Source organism: Mycolicibacterium novocastrense (genome assembly GCF_001570485.1).
Taxonomy (GTDB): Bacteria; Actinomycetota; Actinomycetes; order Mycobacteriales; family Mycobacteriaceae; genus Mycobacterium; species Mycobacterium novocastrense.
The window spans coordinates 13,293-26,823 of sequence record NZ_BCTA01000027.1; the positions used below are offsets into that span (position 1 = coordinate 13,293).

At 67.2% G+C, this 13,531-nt stretch carries 13 protein-coding genes; 5 read left to right on the forward strand and 8 right to left on the reverse strand.

What is annotated here, in order from left to right; translation table 11 throughout:
- Positions 1-31: 31 nt before the first annotated feature.
- The 7 genes from RMCN_RS10245 to RMCN_RS10275 form a co-directional block, all read right to left on the reverse strand.
- Complete coding sequence (locus RMCN_RS10245) at positions 32-709, reverse strand: GntR family transcriptional regulator (RefSeq protein WP_067388872.1); 678 nt, start codon at positions 707-709, stop codon at positions 32-34.
- A gap of 52 nt (positions 710-761) precedes the next feature.
- On the reverse strand, positions 762-1,562 hold the full coding sequence (locus tag RMCN_RS10250) for an LLM class F420-dependent oxidoreductase (RefSeq protein WP_067388874.1): 801 nt from the start codon (positions 1,560-1,562) through the stop codon (positions 762-764).
- A 123-nt stretch (positions 1,563-1,685) separates the two neighbouring features.
- Positions 1,686-2,585 (reverse strand): Rv0045c family esterase, encoded by a 900-nt coding sequence (locus RMCN_RS10255; protein WP_067388876.1) that lies wholly within the window; start codon positions 2,583-2,585, stop codon positions 1,686-1,688.
- 92 nt (positions 2,586-2,677) lie between these two features.
- Positions 2,678-3,754, reverse strand: a complete 1,077-nt coding sequence (locus RMCN_RS10260; protein ID WP_064346107.1) for an inositol-3-phosphate synthase — start codon at positions 3,752-3,754, stop codon at positions 2,678-2,680.
- Between the two features lie 47 nt (positions 3,755-3,801).
- Positions 3,802-4,356 carry a PadR family transcriptional regulator gene (locus RMCN_RS10265; RefSeq protein WP_064346166.1) on the reverse strand — a complete coding sequence of 185 codons (555 nt, stop codon included), beginning with the start codon at positions 4,354-4,356 and terminating at the stop codon, positions 3,802-3,804.
- A gap of 122 nt (positions 4,357-4,478) precedes the next feature.
- A complete protein-coding gene (locus RMCN_RS10270) occupies positions 4,479-5,333 on the reverse strand; it encodes a DUF1707 SHOCT-like domain-containing protein (protein ID WP_084377326.1) in 855 nt (284 codons plus the stop codon).
- 20 nt (positions 5,334-5,353) lie between these two features.
- On the reverse strand, positions 5,354-6,187 hold the full coding sequence (locus RMCN_RS10275; protein ID WP_067388879.1) for a thioesterase family protein: 834 nt from the start codon (positions 6,185-6,187) through the stop codon (positions 5,354-5,356).
- A 128-nt stretch (positions 6,188-6,315) separates the two neighbouring features.
- Between RMCN_RS10275 and RMCN_RS10280 the strand changes: the two genes are divergently transcribed.
- From RMCN_RS10280 to RMCN_RS10290, 3 genes are all read left to right on the forward strand, one after another.
- A complete protein-coding gene (locus RMCN_RS10280; protein WP_064346105.1) occupies positions 6,316-6,741 on the forward strand; it encodes a DUF5318 domain-containing protein in 426 nt (141 codons plus the stop codon).
- Positions 6,742-6,952: 211 nt separating this feature from the next.
- Positions 6,953-9,364 (forward strand): transglycosylase domain-containing protein, encoded by a 2,412-nt coding sequence (locus RMCN_RS10285; RefSeq protein ID WP_067388972.1) that lies wholly within the window; start codon positions 6,953-6,955, stop codon positions 9,362-9,364.
- A 53-nt stretch (positions 9,365-9,417) separates the two neighbouring features.
- A complete protein-coding gene (locus tag RMCN_RS10290) occupies positions 9,418-11,064 on the forward strand; it encodes a glycosyltransferase family 87 protein (RefSeq protein ID WP_084377346.1) in 1,647 nt (548 codons plus the stop codon).
- 90 nt (positions 11,065-11,154) lie between these two features.
- Here RMCN_RS10290 and RMCN_RS10295 read toward each other — a convergent pair whose 3' ends face one another.
- The gene (locus tag RMCN_RS10295; RefSeq protein WP_067388881.1) at positions 11,155-12,471 is read right to left on the reverse strand and encodes an adenylate/guanylate cyclase domain-containing protein; all 1,317 of its coding nucleotides are present in this window, start codon (positions 12,469-12,471) and stop codon (positions 11,155-11,157) included.
- A 141-nt stretch (positions 12,472-12,612) separates the two neighbouring features.
- Between RMCN_RS10295 and rpsF the strand changes: the two genes are divergently transcribed.
- Both rpsF and RMCN_RS10305 read left to right on the forward strand, forming a co-directional pair.
- Positions 12,613-12,903, forward strand: a complete 291-nt coding sequence (gene rpsF, locus RMCN_RS10300; protein ID WP_014818429.1) for a 30S ribosomal protein S6 — start codon at positions 12,613-12,615, stop codon at positions 12,901-12,903.
- Between the two features lie 91 nt (positions 12,904-12,994).
- Positions 12,995-13,498 (forward strand): single-stranded DNA-binding protein, encoded by a 504-nt coding sequence (locus RMCN_RS10305; RefSeq protein ID WP_064346102.1) that lies wholly within the window; start codon positions 12,995-12,997, stop codon positions 13,496-13,498.
- Positions 13,499-13,531 lie beyond the last annotated feature (33 nt).

The window sequence follows — 13,531 nt, forward strand, 5'->3', positions numbered from 1 at the left end:
CAGGGCCGCGCGTTCGCGGGGTTGGGCTCGATCAGAACGTAACCGACGAGGCGTCCGCCCCGCGCAGCACGCCTCGTCGAACCAGTTCGGTGACCATGATGTGGCCCATCGCCTCGCTGCGGGCGATGCAGGCGGCGCGTGCGGCCTCCTGGTCACCGCCGCGGATCGCAGCGGTCTCGTCCTCGTAGAACGGCAGCATCTCGTCGTGGTCGCTCAGGTATGCCACCCAGAACGCTCGAGGTGTGAAGGCCTGGACGGAGCGGATCAGCGCCGTCAGTCGCGGGCCGGCGTAGGCGTCGGTGATCACGGTGCGGTACTGCCAGGCGGCGTCGTAGAAGGCGCGGGAGTCGCGGGTGCCGCGCAGCGTGTCGGTCAGCGCGTCCAGCCGTTCGGCGACGCGGGGATCGGGCTCGGCGGCGGCGCGCGCGGAGGCCATGCCGGTCAAAAACCCGTGCAGCTCATGGTGCTCACGAACGAACGCCTCGTCGAAACGTTCGACGAACGCCCCGCGGTGATATCGGGTGGACAAGATGCCGTCGTGTTCCATCTGTACGACGGCCTCTTGAATCGGCACGCGCGACAAACCGAGGTCCTGCGCGATCTCGTTGCGGTCGATCCGATCACCGGACCGGAGCTTGCCGGTCAGGACGAGGTTCACGACGTGCGCGACCACAAGGTCTTTTTCCTTGACCCCATACTTCTTGGGCATGGCGGCGACAGTCTCTCACGCACCACGCCTCGCCGGGAGCGGTTACGCCGGTTCAGCCGCCCGCGTTTTGACGACGGTCGCGCCAGCGGACCAACGCTTCGGCTTCGGACAGGTCGTAGTCGGGTCCGTTCACCCCGACGGTCAGCATCGTGACGCCGAGGTCGGCGAGCGCATCGGCCTCCCCGATCAAAGCCTCCACGGTCTTTCCCGACACGCCTGCCGACCGCTCGATGGTCTGCGGGTCACGACCCACATCGGCGCAGTGTCGCGCCAAAACCTCGGCCTTGCGCGGGTATTCGGCGCTGTCGGAGAAGCTGTGCCAGAGGTCGCCGTACTCGGCGACCAGTCGCAGCGTCTTCTTCTCGCCACCGCCGCCGATGAGGACCGGGATGTCGCGGGTGGGTTGCGGGTTGAGCTTGGACAGGCGCGACGTGATGCGCGGCATCGCCCCGGCGAGGTCGTCGAGCCGGCTGCCCGCGGTGCCGAACTCGTAGCCGTACTCGTCGTAATCCTTCTGCTTCCAACCCGAACCGATGCCCAGGATCAGGCGCCCGTCGCTGATGTGGTCGACGGTGCGCGCCATGTCTGCCAGCAGCTCGGGATTGCGGTACGAGTTGCAGGTCACCAGGGCGCCGATCTCGATGCGCGATGTTTGCTCGGCCCAGGCGCCCAGCATCGTCCAGCATTCGTAGTGGGCCCCGTCGGGATCGCCGTAGAGCGGGAAGAAGTGGTCCCAGTTGAAGGCGATGTCGACGCCGATGTCCTCGCACCGGCGGACCGCGTCGCGGATATGGCTGTACTTCGGGGAGTGCTGCGGCTGCAATTGCACGCCGACACGAATCGGAAAGCTCACACTTCAACCGTACGCAGCGTCAGTCTCCCGACCACCAACCCCCGCGAGCGACCGTGTCTGCCCGCCGACACACCGCGAAACCGCGGACAAATGCGGTCGCTCGCAGGCAGGGGCGAAACCGAGCTACTCGGCGAGCACCGCCCGCAGGATGTCGATCAACTTGCGCGGCTGATCGCTCTGCACCGAGTGTCCGGAATCCTCGACGATGTGGACATCTTTGAATCCCGGTGCGCGACGGGCGAATTCGGCGGCGTCGTCGTCGTTGACGAAGAACGAGTTGGCGCCGCGCACCAACGTCGTTGCCACCGCCAGCCGCGGGACGTCGTCCCACAGACCCTCGAAGCCCTCACCCTTGCGCATCTCGTCGTAGCGCCAGGTCCAGGTGCCGTCGTCGAGCCGTCGCGCATTGTGAAACACGCCGCGGCGCAACGACTCCCGATCACGGTGTGGCGCTGCGGCGACCGTCTTCTCCAGCATCGCCTCGAACGAGGGGAAGATGCGGTCGCCCTGCACCAGAGCGACGGTGCCCTTCTGCGCCTCGGTCATCTGGGTGTGCCGCTCGGGCGCCGAAGGCGTCACGTCGACGAGCACCAGCCTGCGCACGAGATCCGGGGCCTCGACGGCCAGGCGCAACGACGTCAGGCCGCCCAGCGACATGCCCACCACCAGGGAGGCGTCCGGGGCCAGTGAGCGGATCACGGGTTCGACCGCGACCGCGTTGCTCTTCGGGCCGTAGTCGCCGTCCTCGCGCCACGCCGAGCGGCCGTGCCCGGGCAGGTCGATGGCGAGCGCCGGCACGCCGAGCCCGACGATCACGGTGTCCCAGGTGTGGGCGTTCTGTCCGCCGCCGTGCAGGAACACCACCCGCGGCGACCCCTCGCCGAATTTCAGCGCGCTGATGGGTCCGGAATCGATGCGCTCGGCGTGGGGCACCGCGTCGACACCGGCCTGCCGCGCGTTCTCCGTGAGGAAGATGAACTCGTCGAGCGTGGCCAGTTCGTCGTCAGCAGAGATATCGGTCACGAAGTCATCTAACCGTGTCGCCGGGACCGACGTAATGGCGGTCCGTACTGCGACGAATCGACCAAAACGTCGGTTTCGGCGAGCAGTGAGAGTCAGCCCTCGATGAAGGTTTCGAGCTGCGCCCGGGCGACATCGTCGGGCAGCTGCTTGGGCGGGCTCTTCATCAGGTAGGCCGAGGCCGCCTCGACGGGGCCGCCGATGCCGCGATCGAGCGCGATCTTGGCCGCCCGCACCGCGTCGATGATGACACCGGCCGAGTTCGGCGAATCCCACACCTCGAGCTTGTACTCCAGGTTCAGCGGCACGTCACCGAACGCGCGGCCCTCGAGCCGGACGTAGGCCCACTTGCGGTCGTCGAGCCAGCCGACGTGATCGGACGGGCCGATGTGCACGTCTTTGGTCTTGAACTCGCGCTGCAGGTTGGAGGTCACGGCCTGGGTCTTGGAGATCTTCTTCGACTCCAGCCGCTCGCGCTCGAGCATGTTGAGGAAGTCCATGTTGCCGCCGACGTTGAGCTGCATGGTGCGGTCGAGTTGCACGCCGCGGTCCTCGAACAGCTTGGCCATCACGCGGTGGGTGATCGTCGCGCCGATCTGGCTCTTGATGTCGTCGCCGACGATCGGGACGCCGGCGTCGGTGAACTTCTTCGCCCACTCCGGGTCCGACGCGATGAACACCGGCAGCGCGTTGACGAACGCCACACCGGCGTCGATCGCGCACTGGGCGTAGAACTTGTCGGCCTCGTCCGAACCGACCGGAAGGTAGGACACCAGGACGTCGACCTCGGCGTCCTTGAGCGCCTTGACGACGTCGACCGGGTCGGAGTCGGACACCTCGATGGTGTCGGCGTAGTACTTGCCGATGCCGTCGAGCGTCGGTCCGCGCTGGACGGTGACGTTGAGCGGCGGCACGTCGGCGATCTTGATGGTGTTGTTCTCCGACGCGAAGATCGCCTCGGACAGATCGAAGCCGACCTTCTTGGCGTCGACGTCGAAGGCGGCGACGAACTTGACGTCGCGCACGTGGTAGGGGCCGAGGCGCACATGCATCAGGCCGGGCACGGTGGCCGTCTCGTCGGCATCGTGGTAGTACTGCACGCCCTGTACGAGCGACGACGCGCAGTTGCCCACGCCGACAATCGCGACCCGCACCTCTCCGTTGGATGACATGACGACTCTTCCCTTCGTAATCCCGGTCGTAGCTGGTTCGGTTCTGCCTAGGGCTGCACTGTGTTGTCTGAGCGCCCCTGGCTCAGACGTTCCGCCGCAATCAACTCGTTGAGCCACTTCACCTCGCGCTCGCTCGACTCCAACCCCAGCTGATGAAGCTGGCGGGTGTACCTGTCGATCGAGCTGCTGGCCCGCGCAACGGCTTCACGCAGACCCTCGCGGCGTTCCTCCACCTGACGACGACGCCCCTCCAGGATCCGCATCCGGGCCTCGGCCGGGGTGCGGTTGAAGAAGGCGAGATGGACACCGAATCCGTCGTCGGAGAAGTTCTGTGGGCCCGTGTCGGCCACCAGTTCGGAGAAGCGCTGCTTGCCCTTCTCGGTGAGCTGGTAGACGCGTCGCGCCCGGCGCATCTTCGGGGTGCCGTCCGGTGCAGCGTCCTCGACGATCAGCCCGTCGTTCTGCATGCGCCGCAAGGCCGGATACAACGATCCGTACGAAAATGCGCGGAAGGCGCCGAGCAAGCCCGTCAATCTCTTGCGAAGTTCGTAACCGTGCATCGGCGATTCCAGCAGGAGTCCCAGGATGGCCAATTCCAGCACCGAGGACACCCCCTCCAGAAATCGCAGCTCGTCCGTTACGGCGTTTCGACACCTCGCACCATAGTATCGCGCCGATATATTCGGCGCGAATGTTGGGTTACCGTCGCGCGAACGACTGGGCCTCAGCCGGGGTAGTTGATCTGCTTGACCGTGCCGTCACCGGCCAGCTCGATGTACCCGCTGCCGTAATCGCTGGACACGTAGACATCGACCGACAGCGCGCCGGGGGTGGTCGGATCGGAGGCCGGGTCGATGGACAGATACGTGCTGGTGACGTCCTCGGGCTTCATGCCGAGCGTCTCCGGGGCGCCGCGCAGGACGCCGACGACCGCCTTGGCGTCGAACTTGCTCAGGTCGACCTCGACGGCACTGCTGCTCTTCGAGGTCGACGAGGGATCGTCCCAGCCGCCGCGGTAGGTGTAGTTCAGCTCGCGGCGCTCCTCGGCGGGGTCCGGCCGGGTCAGCGATGCGTAGTCCGGGTAGACGATCAGGCGGTATCCGTTGGTGTCGCCGAACCGCTGTTTCATCTGTTCGAGCAGACCCGTCAGCCCGCCGAGCGAGTGCAGATGCTTGGGCGGGGTCAGCACCACCGGGGTGATGCCGTCGGACTTCGCCCCGGGATCCGACGTGAAATTCAACGGCGACGGGGTGTTGCCGTACAACCCCCAGCCGATCGCGATGCCGAGCACCACCAGCACGCCGGCCACCGCGAGACGCAGACCCCAGCCGTTCCCCGCCATGGGCAGCGTTCGCGGCTTGCGCAACGTCGGCAGCTGCACGGGGGCGTTGTTGGTCTGCAGATCGGACACCAGCGCCTGCAACTCGCCGAGCGTGGTCGCGGTCGTCGCCGCCTTGACCCGCTCGCCGTGTTCGGTCATCGACAGCTGGCCCTCGGCCAAGGCGCTGTCGAGGATCTGGCACGTGTCGTTGCGGTCGCTGTCTTTGGCCCGCGTTGCCGATGTCTGCCGGGTTGCCACGCCGATGATCGTAGAAGTACTCAGCGGATGAGGCCCTGGGAAGTCATCACGGCCAGCAGCGATCCGTCCGCACCGCGCAGCGAGCCGTAGGCCGAGACGCCGCCGCTGGCGACCGAGCCCCGCGCCTCGAGCAGCCGCCACGCCGTGGACGGGACCAGGTGTGCGCCGGGCTGCCACACCAGGCTGAGGTCCAGGCTCAGTAGCCATGCGTCGACGAATCCGCTGACCTTGCCCGGCGCATCGAACAGGTGGGCGTCGGCGTGCAGGACGTCGCTGATCTGGGGGTGGCTGAGCGGGTCGGTACGGGAATCGGTGTCGGCGCTCACCCACAGCGCCACCTCCGGGCGACGGTCCGCGAAGCGGGTGAGGCTCGGCGGATAGTCCAGGCCGCGGCGATGGGCGAATCGCAGCGGCCGGTACTCCTGGCCGATCCAGTCCAGCGCGGGCGCCGACTCCGGTGCCGGCAGCGGGACGGCGTAGCGCTCGAAGGGGACGGGTGCGTCGACCGACGGCGGGCCGAGCCAACCGTCGGCGAACCAGCTGTTCGCGATGAGGATGGTGCGTTCCCGCTGGCGGATGGTGGCCTCGACGGCCGCGGCGGTGCGTCCGCCGCGGATGCTGCGGACGTCGATCTGCAGCGGTCCGGGCGCCCCGGCCTCGACGAAGGTCACCGACAGCGACGCCGCCGCCGGCCGACCGCTGTGCGCGAACATCGCGGCCAGCGCCAGTGCGGAGGTGTAGCCGCCGAAGGCACGACCGTCGAAGCACCACTGTTCGGGAAGGTCGCGGGTGAATCGGCTCGCGCCTTCACCGGCGGGCCCGCCGTCGAGGGCGAAGTCGCGCCCGTCCAACATCGAGTCTCCTCAAGGTCGCCGCACACGGCCGATTGCTGGTGCCGTCGGTCCAGATCAAACACCTTAGAGAGGGGCGTGACCGTGCCGTCACGCTCCGGTAGGTCCATCGCCGACGTACTCTGGTCCTCGTGCGATTGCAGCGACAGGTGGTGGACTACGCACTTCGGCGACGGTCCCTGCTGGCCGAGGTCTATTCGGGACGCACCGGCGTCTCCGAGGTCTGCGACGCCAATCCCTACCTGCTGCGCGCCGCCAAATTCCACGGCAAGCCCAGTTCAGTGACGTGTCCGATTTGTCGGAAAGAACAGCTCACCCTGGTGTCGTGGGTATTCGGTGACCATCTTGGCCCGGTATCGGGTTCCGCACGAACGGCCGAGGAGTTGGTCCTGCTGGCGTCCCGATACGACGAATTCTCCGTACACGTGGTGGAGGTATGCCGCACCTGCAGCTGGAATCACCTGGTCAAGTCGTACGTGCTCGGCGCGGTCCCGCCACCGAAGGGAAAACCCGGCACTCGAACCGCGCGCTCACGGGCGCGCACGGCCAGTGAATAGCGAAGGGCGCCACGACCGGTCAGTCAACGAAGTCCGTTCAGGACACGGGGCTGATGGCGTGAGCGCGCCGAAACCCAACGCCGGTGACGCCGGCCGACACCGCCCGGCCCCCGAGGCACCGCAACACCGATCAGCGCCCGACGCGCCGCAACAGCGCCCGCCGGCCGGCCAATCCCAACACCGCCCGTCGGCGGATTCCCGCACCCGGCCGGTGCCGCCCGACGACCGGCACACCTCGGTGCTGCCGCCGGTGCGCGAGGCTCGACCGCCCCATCTGCGCGACCCCGTCGACGTCGTCAAGGCGGCGCTCGACGGCACTCCGACACGCAAACCGCCGACGCCACCACCGCCGCCGCCCCGGCCGCCCGGCGGGGGCGGGCCTCCGAGCGGTCCGTCGGGTCCGCGGCGAGGTCTGCCCAGCCAGGTCAACTGGACGTGGGTGCGTCGCGGCGCGCTCATCGCGGCGGCGGTGTTCATCGTGCTGCCGCTCATCACGTTCGGAATGGCGTACATGATCGTCGACGTCCCCAAACCGGGGGACATCCGCACCAACCAGGTGTCGACGATTCTGGCCAGCGACGGCAGTGAGCTCGCGAAAATCGTTCCCCCCGAAGGCAACCGCGTCGACGTCAACATCGACCAGATCCCGGTGCAGGCGCGCAACGCGGTGATGGCCGCCGAGGACCGAGACTTCTACTCGAATCCAGGCTTCTCGTTCACCGGGTTCGCGCGGGCCATCAAGAACAACCTGTTCGGCGGCGACCTGCAGGGCGGCTCGACCATCACTCAGCAGTACGTCAAGAACGCGCTGGTCGGTTCCGAGCGCTCCGGCGTCGGGGGCCTGATCCGAAAAGCCAAGGAGCTGGTCATCTCGACGAAGATGTCCGGCGAATGGTCCAAAGACCAAGTGATGCAGTCATATCTGAACATCATCTACTTCGGTCGAGGGTCCTACGGCATCGCCGCGGCGTCGAAGGCGTACTTCAACAAGCCGGTCGAAGAACTCAACGTCGCAGAGGGCGCGCTGCTGGCCGCGCTGATCCAGCGACCGTCGGCGCTTGACCCCGCGGTCAACCTCGAGGGCGCCACGGCGCGCTGGAACTGGGTGCTCGACGGGATGGTCGAGATCGGCGCGCTGACCCCCGAGGAGCGGGCCGCGCAGGTGTTCCCGGCGACGGTGCCGCCCGACCTGGCGCGCTCGCAGAACCAGACCACGGGGCCGAACGGCCTGATCGAGCGGCAGGTGCAGAAGGAACTGCTCGAGCTGTTCGACATCAACGAGCAGACGCTGAACACCGAGGGCCTGCAGATCACCACGACGATCGACCCGAAGGCGCAGCAGGCCGCGGAGGAGGCCGCCGCGGAGTACCTCGAGGGCCAGGACCCGGACATGCGCACCGCGATCGTGTCGATCGACCCACGCACCGGTGGGGTGAAGGCGTACTACGGCGGCACCGACGCCAACGGTTTCGACTTCGCGCAGGCGGGCCTGCCGACCGGGTCGTCGTTCAAGGTGTTCGCGTTGGTCGCGGCGCTGCAGCAGGGGATGGGCCTGGGCACCCAGGTCGACAGTTCGCCGCTGGAAGTCAACGGCATCAAGATCACCAACGTCGAGGGTGGCGGCTGCGGCACGTGCAACATCGCCGAGGCGCTGAAGCGTTCGCTGAACACCAGCTACTACCGGCTGATGCTCAAGCTGAAGAACGGCCCCCAGGACGTCGCCGACGCTGCGCATCAGGCCGGTATCGCCGAAAGCTTCCCCGGCGTCGAGCACACGCTGTCCGAGGACGGGCAGGGCGGTCCGCCGAACAACGGAATCGTGTTGGGCCAGTACCAGTCCCGGGTGATCGACATGGCGTCGGCGTACGCCACGCTGGCGGCATCCGGGGTCTACCACAAACCGCACTTCGTGCAGAAGGTCGTCAACTCCGAGGGTGAGGTGCTGTTCGACGCTTCGCAGCAGGACAACTCGGGTGAGCAGCGGATCGAGAAGAAGGTCGCCGACAACGTGACCTCGGCGATGCAGCCGATCGCGGCCTACTCCAACGGTCATGCGCTGGCCGGCGGTCGGCCGTCGGCGGCCAAGACGGGCACCAACCAGCTCGGCGACACCGACAGCAACCGCGACGCCTGGATGGTCGGCTACACGCCGTCGCTGTCCACCGCGGTGTGGGTCGGCACCACCGAGGGCACCAAGCCGCTCGAGAACCAGTGGGGTTCACCGATTTACGGGTCGGGTTTGCCGTCGGACATCTGGAAGGCGACGATGGACGGCGCGCTGGAGGACACCGACAACGAATCGTTCCCCAAGCCCGAGGAGATCGGTGGCTACGCGGGTGTTCCGCAGGCTCCGCCGCCACCGTCGACGACGGCTCCTCCGACGGAGGTCACATCGCCGTCGCAGACCGTCATCCAGCCGACAATCGAAGTGGCGCCGGGCATCACGATTCCGTGGGGTCCGCCGACGACGGTCCCGGTCGCTCCGCCGCCCGGTGGCACCGTCCCCGGCGGTCCTGTACCCGCTCCCGGGGTTCCCGCGCCGGCACCGGCACCCTTCGGAGCGCCGCCGCCCGCACCCGTTGGAGCACCCCCGGCGCCCGGTGCGCCGCTACCGCCTCCGTGACCGAGGTGGGGGGCGAGGAAAGCGGCGAGCCGTCGACGGCCGCGGCGCAAGCTGTGTCGCCTGCGGGGCTCGCTGAGGTGGTATCGCCGGCTCGGCCGGCGGCCGACACCAGAAGCTTCGACGAGCGTGATCTCCCCAGCCGCACCGACGTCATCGGGTCCGCGCTGTCCGATGTCATCGGCGGACCCGTCGGCAGGCACGCGCTGATCGGCAGGCAGCGGTTTCTGACCCCGTTGCGCGTCATGCTGATCATCGCGTTGGTGTTCCTGGCGCTCGGTTATTCGACGAAGGCCGCGTGCCTTCAGACCACGGGCACGGGCACCGCCGATCAGCGGGTGGCCGATTGGAGCAACCAGCGGGCGTACTTCCAACTGTGCTACTCCGACACGGTTCCGCTCTACACCGCCGAACTGCTCAACCTCGGTAAGTTCCCGTACAAGTCCAGCTGGATCGAGAAGGACGCCACCGGCCAGCCGCACATTCAGTACGACGGCAACATCGCGGTGCGCTACATGGAGTATCCGGTGTTGACCGGCATCTACCAGTACGTGGCGATGTCGTTGGCCAAGACCTATACCGCGCTGACGAAACTGGTGTCGATGCCGGTGATCGCCGAGGTGGTGATGTTCTTCAACATCGCGGCGTTGGGTCTGGCGTTGGCGTGGCTGGTCACGGTGTGGGCGACGTCGCGATTGGCCGGGCCGCGACGGGTATGGGATGCCGCGTTGGTGGCGGCCTCGCCGCTGGTGATCTTCCAGATCTTCACGAATTTCGATGCGCTGGCAACGGCTTTCGCGACGGGCGCGCTGCTCGCGTGGGCGCGACGAAAGCCGGTGCTGGCGGGGGCGCTGATCGGTCTGGGTGTGGCGGCCAAGCTGTATCCGCTGCTGTTGTTGGCACCGCTGGCGGTGCTGGCGGTGCGCACCGGGAAGCTGCGGGAGGTCGGCAAGACGGCCGCGGCGGCGGTGGCGGCGTGGCTGGTGGTCAACCTGCCGATCATGGTGCTGTTCCCGCGGGGGTGGTCGGAGTTCTTCCGGCTCAACACCCGCCGCGGCGACGACATGGACTCGATCTACAACGTCATCAAGTCGTTCACCGGGTGGCGCGGGTTCGATCCGGATCTGGGCTTCTGGCAGCCACCGACGGTGACCAACACGGTCTCGGCGATCCTGTTCGTGTCCTGTTGCATCGCAATCGGTTACATCGCGCTGACCGCGAAGCGCCGGCCGCGCGTGGCACAGTTGGCGTTTCTGGTCGTCGCGGCGTTCCTGTTGACCAACAAGGTGTGGAGTCCGCAGTTCTCGCTGTGGCTGGTGCCGCTGGCGGTGCTGGCCCTGCCGCACCGTCGCATCCTGTTGGCGTGGATGACGATCGACGCGCTGGTGTGGGTGCCGCGGATGTTGTACCTCTACGGTGAGGCGAACATGGGATTGCCGGAACAGCCGTTCACCATCACCGTGCTGCTGCGCGATATCGCGGTGGTCGCGTTGTGCGCGTTGGTGGTTCGTCAAATCTATCGGCCCGAACTTGACCTGGTCCGGGCTCGCGGAGTGGTCGACGACCCGGCGGGCGGGGTGTTCGACCGTGCGCCAGACGCGCCGCCGCGGTGGCTACCGGACTGGCTGCGACCGGACGGGTCGAGACTGCGCACAGATCGCGAAGCTACGAAAGACCGCGATCTGACCGCAGTGTCGAGGTAGGCGGCCCGCCGCTCAACACCCGCCCCACCTCGATTGTGAATCCGCCTGCGCGAAACTGCCTGAAAGCGCAGCCACATTCACAATCGGTGGCTAGCAGGCGACGGCGAAGAGCCGCCATTCGCCGGGTACGCCTTTGAGTTCGTGGGTGCCGCGGTCGTCGAACGTCAGGCCGGAGCCGATGACCAAGTCGCGCAATGTACTCGACACGAGTACCTCGTTGGCACCGGCGAGGGCGCTGACCCGTGCACCGATGTGCACGCCGATGCCGCCGATATCGTCGCCGCGGACCTCGCATTCGCCGGTGTGCAGCCCGGCGCGTATCTCGATGCCGAGCGCCTGGACGGAGTCGCGAATGGCCATGGCACAGCGGATCGCTCGTTGCGGGCCGTCGAACATGGCGAGAAAGCCGTCACCGGAGGTGTTCACCTCGCGGCCGCGGAAGCGGGCCAACTGTGCGCGGACGACGGCGTCGTGAGCGTCGAGCAACGCGTGCCAGTCGCGGTCGCCGATCTCGGCGGCGCGACGGGTGGAGCCGACGATGTCGGTGAAGAGCACGGTGGCCAGCACGCGGTCGTCGGCCACGTCGGGTTGGTGTCCGGTGAGGAACTCGCATATCGCCTGGAAGGACTCACGCCAGGGCTCGACGAACTGGTACATGTTGCGGCCCGGCAGCTCAACGTATTGCGCTTCGGGTGCATGGTCCGCGACGGCCTTCCCCCACTGAGGCAAATTGAATTGGTCGCCGCCATGTTGGACGACCAGCGTGGGAGTGCGGATGCTCGAAAGGATCGCTCGCACATCCAATTCGGTCACGAGCGGCAAGAGCAACGACACCGTCGCCGGGCTGGCCGCCAGCCGTTCGTGCCGTGCCCACGACGCGCGGATCTCCTCGTTCCATGGCATGTCCGGATTGATGATGTGCTGGAACTCTCCGGTTCCCCACATCGCGACCCAGGCCGCTTTGACTTGCTCGAGGTCTGGCCCCTCCGCGCGTTCCACAGGTGGATCGGCATAACCCTGAAGCACCACCAGCGCGGCTGTCCGGGACGGATGCGTTGCGGCGAAGAGAGCGGCGGACGCGAATGCGCCGTCGGCGGCCAGCAGGACCGCCTCCTCGCTTCCGAGGTCGTCGAGGACGGCGGTGATGCTGTCGGACCACTGCTCCAATGTCGGAAGCGCCTCCGGGGTGATGGGGTCTGACGCTCCCGCACCCGGCTGATCGAAGAAGATGAGCCGTCCTAGTGACGTGACAGCCGCAACCCACCCTTGAAGCGAGGGCAGCTCGGGCGCCAATTCGCAACAGGTGAACCAGTTGGGCACGAAGACGATGTCGCGCTCGCCGGGCGCCGACGCCCGGTAGGCGACGCGCAGGTCCCCGTTCAACGCGTAACGCGTCTCGGAGAACATGGCCGAAGTGTAGAGCCGCGAACAGGACGATTTCGCAGATCAGCGCGGTTTCCTGTAGCCTGGGCCGGTTGCCGACGCAGGCGACCCTCCTGCCACGGACAGTCCGTGGCCGATCAGACCGTAGGAGGTGATGAGGTCTTCATGCGTCCATACGAAATCATGGTCATTCTCGACCCCACCCTTGACGAGCGCACCGTAGCTCCGTCGCTGGAAACGTTCCTCAACGTCATCCGCAAGGACGGCGGCAGTGTCGACAAGGTCGACATCTGGGGCCGGCGCCGGTTGGCATACGAGATCGCCAAGCACGCCGAGGGCATCTACGCCGTCGTCGACGTGAAGGCAGAGCCCGCCACCGTGACCGAGCTGGACCGTCAGCTCAACCTGAACGAGTCCGTGCTGCGGACCAAGGTCATGCGGACGGACAAGCACTAGTCCCGAAGAACGGGCTGTAAGCGTCGGAGTGCTTCCGTAGGCTCGCCTGCGACCGCTCCCAGACTTACACCGCCAATCCCAGGAGGACATCGTGGCTGGTGACACCATCATCACCGTCGTCGGAAACCTGACTGCCGATCCCGAACTGCGCTTCACGCCGTCGGGTGCTGCCGTCGCCAACTTCACCGTGGCGTCGACACCGCGCATCTACGACCGCCAGAGCGGGGAGTGGAAGGACGGCGAGGCACTGTTCCTGCGCTGCAACATCTGGCGCGAGGCCGCCGAGAACGTGGCCGAAAGCCTCACTCGCGGTTCGCGGGTGATCGTGCAGGGCAGGCTCAAGCAGCGTTCGTTCGAGACCCGCGAGGGTGAGAAGCGCACCGTGGTCGAGCTCGAGGTCGATGAGATCGGCCCGTCGCTGCGGTACGCGACCGCCAAGGTGAACAAGGCCAGCCGCAGTGGCGGCGGTGGCGGCGGTTTCGGTGGTGGCGGCGGCGGAGGTTCGCGGCCTGCCGAGCAGCCGAAGGACGACCCGTGGGGCAGCGCCCCGGCGTCGGGCTCGTTCTCCGGAGCCGACGACGAGCCACCCTTCTGATCCCCAACTGATCAATCAAGAAGTAAGAAAGAG

Excerpts from the sequence above, each read along its gene's own strand:
- RMCN_RS10275 (WP_067388879.1), bottom strand. The coding sequence starts at position 6,187 with ATGTTGGACGGGCGCGACTTCGCCCTCGACGGCGGGCCCGCCGGTGAA.
- RMCN_RS10245 (WP_067388872.1), bottom strand. The coding sequence starts at position 709 with ATGCCCAAGAAGTATGGGGTCAAGGAAAAAGACCTTGTGGTCGCGCAC.
- RMCN_RS10295 (WP_067388881.1), bottom strand. The coding sequence starts at position 12,471 with ATGTTCTCCGAGACGCGTTACGCGTTGAACGGGGACCTGCGCGTCGCC.
- RMCN_RS10260 (WP_064346107.1), bottom strand. The coding sequence starts at position 3,754 with ATGTCATCCAACGGAGAGGTGCGGGTCGCGATTGTCGGCGTGGGCAAC.
- rpsF (WP_014818429.1), top strand. The coding sequence starts at position 12,613 with ATGCGTCCATACGAAATCATGGTCATTCTCGACCCCACCCTTGACGAG.